Origin of the sequence: Sphingomonas sp. 35-24ZXX (genome assembly GCF_000786215.1) — a bacterium.
Taxonomy (GTDB): Bacteria; Pseudomonadota; Alphaproteobacteria; order Sphingomonadales; family Sphingomonadaceae; genus Blastomonas.
Map to the genome: position 1 here is coordinate 1 of NZ_JROG01000030.1, position 440 is coordinate 440.

The window sequence follows — 440 nt, forward strand, 5'->3', positions numbered from 1 at the left end:
GCCGCCTCCATGCCTTCGGGATCATAAGCCACGACCTCGGCGCCCGCGTCGATCAGCCCCTGCGCGATCACGATTGCAGGCGCATCGCGCATGTCGTCGGTGTTCGGCTTGAAGGTCAGGCCCAGCATCGCGATGCGCTTGCCCTCGACATCGCCGCCCATCGCCGCGATCACCTTGCGCGCCATCGCGCGCTTGCGCAGGTCGTTGACCCGCACCACCGCCTCGACGATCTGCAGCGGCGCTTCATGGTCCTGCGCGGTCTTCATCAGCGCGAGCGTGTCCTTGGGGAAGCAGCTGCCGCCATAGCCCGGGCCGGCGTGGAGGAATTTCGACCCGATGCGGCCATCGAGGCCGATGCCGCGCGAGACGTCCTGGATGTTGGCGTCGACCTTCTCGCACAGATCGGCCATCTCGTTGATGAAGGTGATCTTGGTCGCAAG

General features: G+C 66.1%; 1 protein-coding gene. It reads right to left on the reverse strand.

The window, feature by feature from the left end; genetic code table 11:
• Positions 1–440, reverse strand: a 440-nt coding sequence (locus LI72_RS18655) for a UDP binding domain-containing protein (protein WP_033927485.1), incomplete at both ends; no start/stop codon positions are given.